A 7,184-nucleotide genomic window follows, 5' to 3' on the forward strand; every position below is an offset into this window, starting at 1 on the left:
CGGGCCCGAGACGCGGGCCCCGGCTCAGTCCTGGCTGTTCTGCCGCTCCTCGACCAGGGCGCTGGCGGAGGCGGACGCCTGCGCCTCGCCGCGCTGGATGATGCGGGCGAACGCGTGGTCGTTGCCGTCGCGGGCGGCCTGCTGGGCGGGGGTGCCCTCGCCGCTGTCGGGGGAGCCGTCGGCGTTCCCCGCGATGGTGAAGTAGGTGTAGCGCCCGACCTGGTTGGTCGTGGTGCGGCAGCCGCCCTGCTGGCAGAACGTGGGGGCCTCGCCGCCGGTGAGGGCCAGCAGGTTCCCCGTGGCGGCCTCGCGCGCGGCCACCGCGTCCTCCTCCGTGGGGAACTGCGCCACGCCCACCGTGACGGCGACCCCGCCGCCGGTGTAGGTGGCGCGCAGCAGGCCGGCGCAGCCGTGGTCGGCCAGGGCGGTGCCCAGCTCGGGGCTGGCGGCCTCGGCGCAGTCGGTGGCGGCGTGGGTGGCGGCCTTGGCGTAGGACCTGTCCTCGATCTCCATCGTGTCGCCGGCCCAGAACTCGCCCGGCTCGAACGGCGCGAGGTCCTTGTCGGCGTCCGAGATGAACTCGCGGGGCTGGGGCAGCGGCGGGAGCGTCGTCTCGCCGAACGACGGCTCGCCCCCGGGGGTCTCGGACGGGTCGGGCAGGCTGGAGGAGCCGCCGTCGGCCGACGGCTCGCCGTCGTCGCCGCTCTGGCTCACGATGGCGAACGCCACGACCGCGCCGACCACCACGGTGGCCAGCGCCGAGATGATGATCGTCGTGGTCCGCTTCCGGCCGCGGCGGCGCTCGGCGTCGGCGGCCAGAGCGTTCCAGTCCGGTGTGTTCGATCCCCCGGGGACCCAGTTTCCTGGTCCCCCCTGCCCATGACTCATGCCGCGAAGCTTATCGGTCCGGGAGGGCCCCAAAAACGGCTGGGATATTGCGCCTCGGCCACGGCACAATCACTCCCGAGACTCGGTCCGGGAGGTGCCCAGGGTGGGACATGTGGAGGCCGCGCACCTGGAGTACGACCTGCCCGACGGGCGGGTGCTGCTGGACGACGTGTCCTTCCGGGTGGGCGAGGGCGACGCGGCGGCGCTGGTCGGGGCGAACGGGGCGGGCAAGACGACGCTGCTGCGGCTGATCTCCGGCGAGCTCAAACCCCGCTCGGGGACCGTCACGGTCAGCGGGGGCCTCGGCGTGATGCCGCAGTTCGTGGGCAGCGTGCGCGACGAGCGGACCGTGCGCGACCTGCTGGTGTCGGTGGCGCAGCCGCGCATCCGGGAGGCGGCGCTCGCCGTGGACGCGGCGGAGCTGGCCGTGATGACGGAGGACGACGAGGCGGCGCAGCTCGCGTACGCGCAGGCGCTCGCCGACTGGGCCGAGGCGCGCGGGTACGAGGCCGAGACGGTCTGGGACATGTGCACCACCGCCGCGCTGAAGACGCCGTACGAACGCGCCCAGTGGCGCGAGGTCCGCACGCTGTCGGGCGGGGAGCAGAAGCGTCTGGTGCTGGAGGCGCTGCTGCGCGGCGCCGACGAGGTGCTGCTGCTCGACGAGCCCGACAACTACCTGGACGTGCCGGGCAAGCGGTGGCTTGAGGACCGGCTGCGCGAGACGCGGAAGACGGTGCTGTTCGTCAGCCACGACCGGGAGCTGCTGGCGCGGGCGGCGCGGAAGATCATCAGCGTGGAGCCGGGGCCCGCGGGCTCGGACGTGTGGCAGCACGGCGGGAGCTTCGCGACGTACCACGAGGCGCGCGAGCGGCGGTTCGAGCGGTTCGAGGAGCTGAGGCGCCGCTGGGACGAGAAGCGGGCCCAGCTCAAGCGGCTGGTCGTCGACATGAGGCAGTACGCGGCGCGCAGCGACGAGATGGCCTCGCGGTACAAGGCGGCGCAGACGCGGCTGCGGAGGTTCGAGGAGGCGGGGCCGCCGCAGGAGCCGCCGCGCAGGCAGGACATCCGGATGCGGCTGCGGGGCGGGCGGACCGGGGTGCGGGCGTTCACCTGCCAGGGCCTGGAGCTGACCGGGCTGATGGAGCCGTTCGACCTGGAGGTGTTCTACGGCGAGCGGGTCGCGGTGCTGGGGGCCAACGGGTCGGGCAAGTCGCACTTCCTGCGGCTGCTCGCGGGCGAGGACGTCGCGCACACCGGCGGCTGGCGGGCGGGTGCCCGCGTCGTTCCCGGGTACTTCGCGCAGACGCACGCGCACCCGGAGCTGGCGGGCAGGACGCTGCTCGACATCCTGTGGAAGGAGCACGCGCTCGACCGGGGCGGGGCGACCTCGGCGCTGCGCCGGTACGAGATGGACCGGCAGGCGCTCCAGCCGTTCGACCGGCTCTCGGGCGGGCAGCAGGCGCGGTTCCAGATCCTGCTGCTGGAGCTGGCCGGGGCGACGGCGCTGCTGCTGGACGAGCCGACCGACAACCTGGACCTGGAGAGCGCCGAGGCGTTGCAGGAGGGGCTCGCCGCGTTCGAGGGAACGGTGCTCGCGGTGACGCACGACCGGTGGTTCGCCCGGTCGTTCGACCGCTTTCTGGTGTTCGGCGCGGGCTCGGGCGTCCGCTCGCGCGGAGGCCCGGGGAGGGTGCGGGAGACGGCGGAGCCGGTGTGGGACGAGGAGCGGGCGGTGCGGTAGAGGTCCGCGGGGGCCCGGCCGTTTTGACCCCGCGCGGGCCAGGGCAGTACTCTGCAACGTCGAATAGAAAAATAATGCGTATGGCTTGCTCGATCTCACGAGAGGGGCCTGCGCCGGTCCACCAGGATGGTTGCTGGCGGCCGGCACCCGGTTTGCGTCACCGGTGTGCGGCCTGTGTCGGCATGCTCGCCGGGTGGCCTTGTCCAGGATCCCGATCTCTGAAGAAGCGAAGGCTACGACCCGTGCGTACGTTCAGCCCCAAGCCCGGCGACATTCAGCGTCAGTGGCACGTCATCGACGCGGCCGATGTCGTCCTGGGCCGCCTGGCCTCCCAGGCCGCCACCCTTTTGCGGGGCAAGCACAAGCCGGTCTACGCACCCCACGTCGACACCGGTGACTTCGTCGTCATCATCAACGCCGACAAGGTGCACCTGTCCGGCAACAAGGCGACACAGAAGCTGGCCTACCGGCACTCCGGCTACCCGGGCGGCCTGCGGTCCGTCCGGTACGAGGACCTGCTGAAGAACAACCCGGAGAAGGCGGTCGAGAAGGCCGTCAAGGGCATGCTCCCGAAGAACACCCTCGGCCGGCAGATGTTCTCCAAGCTGAAGGTCTACGCGGGCCCCGAGCACCCGCACGCCGCTCAGCGGCCCGTCCCGTTCGAGATCATCCAGGTCGCGCAGTAGTCCCGGCCACCACCGCCTAAGACGAAAGAGAATCTGAGGAGAATCGTGGCCGAGACCACCCCTGAGACGCTGGACGCCGAGGTCCCCGAGGTCGAGGAGTACACGACCGAGAGCACTCCCGAGGAGTTCGCCGACGGCGAGGCGCTGTCGGCCCGCTTCGGCGACCCGCAGCCGGGCGCCGGCACCGGCCGGCGGAAGAACGCGATCGCCCGCGTGCGCATCATCCCGGGCAACGGCACGTGGAAGATCAACGGCCGCACCCTGGAGGGGTACTTCCCGAACAAGGTGCACCAGCAGTCCGTCAACGAGCCCTTCAAGGTGCTCGAGCTCGACGAGCGCTACGACGTCGTCGCCCGCATCTCCGGTGGCGGCATTTCGGGCCAGGCGGGTGCACTGCGCCTCGGCGTGGCCCGCGCGCTCAACGAGGCGGACGTCGACAACAACCGCGCCCCGCTGAAGAAGGCCGGCTTCCTGACCCGCGACGCCCGTGCGGTGGAGCGGAAGAAGGCCGGTCTGAAGAAGGCTCGCAAGGGGACGCAGTACAGCAAGCGCTAACCCGGTCGGGATCTTTTTGCTGACGCCCCGACAGCACTTCCGTGCTGTCGGGGCGCTCTTTTTATAGGGTTAACGCGACTGGCTCTACGCGCTGCACCTGGGAAAGCTCGGAGGAAATACAGTGGGACGACTCTTCGGCACGGACGGCGTGCGCGGCGTCGCCAATGCGGATCTCACGGCCGAGATGGCCCTCGGCCTCTCGGTCGCCGCGGCGAGTGTGCTCGCCGGAACGGGGAATGTGTCCGGCCACCGGCCGCTGGCGGTGGTGGGGCGCGACCCTCGGGCGTCCGGGGAGTTCCTGGAGGCGGCCGTGGTGGCGGGCCTCGCCAGCGCGGGCGTGGACGTGCTGCGGGTGGGCGTGCTGCCGACCCCGGCGGTCGCGTACCTGACGGGTTCGCTGGGGGCGGACTTCGGCGTGATGCTGTCCGCCTCGCACAACCCGATGCCGGACAACGGCATCAAGTTCTTCGCGCGGGGCGGTCACAAGCTGGCCGACGACCTGGAGGACCGGGTCGAGGCGGCCTACTGGGAGCACGAGGGGGGCGCGCCGTGGGAGCGCCCGGTGGGCGCGGGGGTCGGCCGGGTCACCGAGTACGGCGAGGGCTTCGACCGCTATGTGGCGCACCTGGTGGGCGTGTTGCCGAACCGCCTCGACGGGCTGAAGGTGGTCATCGACGCGGCCCACGGGGCGGCCTCGCGGGTGGCGCCCGAGGCGTTCGCGCGGGCGGGCGCGGACGTGGTGACGATCGGCGCGGAGCCGGACGGGCTGAACATCAACGACGGCTACGGCTCGACGCACCTGGACGCGTTGCGGGCGGCGGTCCCGGCGCACGGGGCCGACCTGGGCATCGCGGTGGACGGGGACGCGGACCGCTGCCTGGCCGCCGACGGCGGCGGCGGCGAGGTGGACGGCGATCAGATCCTGGCGGTGCTCGGCGTCGCGATGCGAGACGCGGGGACGCTGCGGCAGGACACGGTGGTGGCCACGGTGATGTCGAACCTCGGGTTCGCGCTGGCCATGGAGCGCGAGGGGCTGCGGCTGCGGCAGACGGCGGTGGGCGACCGGTATGTGCTGGAGGAGATGAAACGCGGCGGCTTCTCGCTCGGCGGCGAGCAGTCGGGGCACGTCATCGTCCTCGACCACGCGACGACGGGCGACGGCACGCTGACGGGGCTGCTGCTGGCGGCCCGCGTGGCGGCGACGAGCCGGCCGCTGACGGAGCTGGCGCGGGTGATGGAACGGCTGCCGCAGGTGCTGATCAACGTGCGGGACGTCGACAAGGCGCGGGTGGCGGACAGCAGGGAACTGGCGGAGGCGGTGGCCGAGGCGGAGCGGGTGCTCGGGGAGACGGGCCGCGTGCTGCTGCGGCCCTCGGGGACGGAGCCGCTGGTGCGGGTGATGGTCGAGGCCGCCGACCCGGCCCAGGCGAGGGCGGTCGCATCCGGCCTGGCGGACGCGGTGAAGTCGACGCTGGGCTGAGGTGGCCTGCGGGTGGCCTGCGGCCGGCTTGGCGGTGTGGCCGTTCGTGGCTGGGGCGGTTTCCGATGCTTTAGGCCAAGGCCGTGAAGTTAGGGGGGGTGTGGGGGTGTGAAGAGGTTGATGCTGACGGTGGCTTTGTAGGTGCGGCGGTCGACTTTGAGGCTTTTGTAGGCGTATCGGGAGAGGGGGCGTTTGACGGCGCGGGGGCTGAGCCGGAGACGGCGGGGTGGCATGAGGGTCTCCAGTACGGCCCTTCCGATGGCGCCGACGAGGTCGATGGTGGTGTCTGCGATGACTCCGGCGGCCTGGACGACCTGGTCACGGGCGGTGTGCAGAGCGGTGGAGAAACTGCACCGGTCCGGGTCGGTGCCGCTCGTTGTGGCCGCGTCGGCGATGGCGATCCGGATCGCCTGGTAGGCGGTCAGCAGCGCGTAGATCTCCTGGGCGATGCCGGGCCAGGTCCGCGAGCGCAGAACGCGGCGCCCGAGCATCGACTTCTTGATCTCGAAGAAGGCCGACTCCACTTCCCACCGCTCGTGATACAGCCTGACCAGCTCGAACGCCGGATGGGCACGGTGGTCGAGCAGCGTGGTGGCCAGCCGGTAGACGCCGGTGCGCTGCCCGGTACTGGTGGCGATGGTGATCTCGCAGGCCACGATACGGACCTCGACGCCGCCGATCACGGAGAGGTGGGAGCCGTCGGGGAACGTCCGCAGGACGGGCGGCCGGCGGGCGCCGGTGAGGCGCGCGAGGAAGTCCGCCCGGGTGCCGGCGACGGTTGCCAGGAAGTCGTTGGTCGAAAACCCCCGGTCCAGCAGCACGATCATGCCCGCGTGCAGGGAGCGTGCCAGGCGGCGGCCCAGCACCACCTCGCCGGGCTTGCGGGGCCCGAAGACGGCGTCGACGACCGCCCGGGTGCCGCAGGCGACCAGAGCCACCAGCAGGACCTGCGGGTAACCGGAAGCCGCGGTGTACTGGTTGGACACCCCGCCCAGCCGGGCGCGGACGGTTTCGTCGTCGGCGACATCGAGATGGGTGCCGTCGATCGCGACGACGAGCAGACCCCTGAAGCGTGCCCCGGCGGTACGGATCGCGCCGGCCGGACCCCGCAGCACGTCGAACAGGGCCCGCAGCGGGCGCACCCCGAGCCGGCACCGGGCATGCCACAACCCGGTCGCACTGATCTTCACCACCGGCAGCCCGGCCAGGCCACCGGTGACCCTGCGCCACACCTCGCGATAGCCGCACTCCTCGAACAAAGCGGCGGCCAGCAGCAGGTAGACCACCACCCGCGCAGGCAGCTTCCGCAACCGCTGCTGCGTCGCACCGCACTCGGCAAGCACCGCATCGACCAGCTCGAACGGCACGACCTGCGTCAACTCACCCACATGCCCCGGCGCGAAAAGCCCTTCGGCCACCCTGACCACGCGCGTGATGGCAGACTGTCCGGACAGCGGAGCCTCCGGTGTGTGAACGGCTTGTCTTGGCGGACCAGCCAGTTCTACCGGGGCTCCGCTCCCCACGTCACGCGATCCACCAGATCACACCCCACCCACACCCACACCCCTAACTTCACGGCCTTGTGCTTTAGGCAGCCACGTTGGGGCGAGCCTCCAAGATCGGGGGCCCGATCGGGGAAAACGCGGTGGGGCCCAGGGGCCCGATCCGCCGGCCAGCGTAAGGGCCCCCGATCTCTCGCCCCAACGCAGCTCCCGCCCAAAGCCTCTCCAACCGCGTGGGGGACCGGTTCCCTGCGGGCCGGGGGCCGCGGACCCCGTTTTTGGTTGTTCGGCGCACTTGGTGGTGGTGGGGCGCGCGGACCGGTCCCGCG

At 71.9% G+C, this 7,184-nt stretch carries 6 protein-coding genes; 4 read left to right on the forward strand and 2 right to left on the reverse strand.

From position 1 onward, the window contains the following. Nucleotides 1-24: 24 nt before the first annotated feature. The gene (locus ADY01_RS07075) at nt 25-888 is read right to left on the reverse strand and encodes a hypothetical protein (protein WP_049567436.1); all 864 of its coding nucleotides are present in this window, start codon (nt 886-888) and stop codon (nt 25-27) included. Between the two features lie 103 nt (nt 889-991). Between ADY01_RS07075 and ADY01_RS07080 the strand changes: the two genes are divergently transcribed. From ADY01_RS07080 to glmM, 4 genes are all read left to right on the forward strand, one after another. Continuing rightward, the gene (locus tag ADY01_RS07080; RefSeq protein WP_049567440.1) at nt 992-2,632 is read left to right on the forward strand and encodes an ABC-F family ATP-binding cassette domain-containing protein; all 1,641 of its coding nucleotides are present in this window, start codon (nt 992-994) and stop codon (nt 2,630-2,632) included. Between the two features lie 242 nt (nt 2,633-2,874). Further along, nucleotides 2,875-3,318 carry a 50S ribosomal protein L13 gene (rplM, locus tag ADY01_RS07085; protein WP_049567443.1) on the forward strand — a complete coding sequence of 148 codons (444 nt, stop codon included), beginning with the start codon at nt 2,875-2,877 and terminating at the stop codon, nt 3,316-3,318. A gap of 45 nt (nt 3,319-3,363) precedes the next feature. Next, on the forward strand, nt 3,364-3,873 hold the full coding sequence (gene rpsI / locus ADY01_RS07090; RefSeq protein WP_049567446.1) for a 30S ribosomal protein S9: 510 nt from the start codon (nt 3,364-3,366) through the stop codon (nt 3,871-3,873). Between the two features lie 121 nt (nt 3,874-3,994). After that, a complete protein-coding gene (gene glmM / locus ADY01_RS07095) occupies nt 3,995-5,353 on the forward strand; it encodes a phosphoglucosamine mutase (protein ID WP_049567449.1) in 1,359 nt (452 codons plus the stop codon). Nucleotides 5,354-5,442: 89 nt separating this feature from the next. Here the strand turns inward: glmM and ADY01_RS07100 are convergent, their stop codons facing one another. Continuing rightward, nucleotides 5,443-6,780: an IS4 family transposase gene (locus ADY01_RS07100; protein WP_234320117.1), complete on the reverse strand. Its 1,338-nt coding sequence runs from the start codon at nt 6,778-6,780 to the stop codon at nt 5,443-5,445. Nucleotides 6,781-7,184: the final 404 nt, after the last annotated feature.

This window comes from Streptomyces sp. SBT349 (genome assembly GCF_001083795.1).
GTDB lineage: Bacteria > Actinomycetota > Actinomycetes > Streptomycetales > Streptomycetaceae > Streptomyces.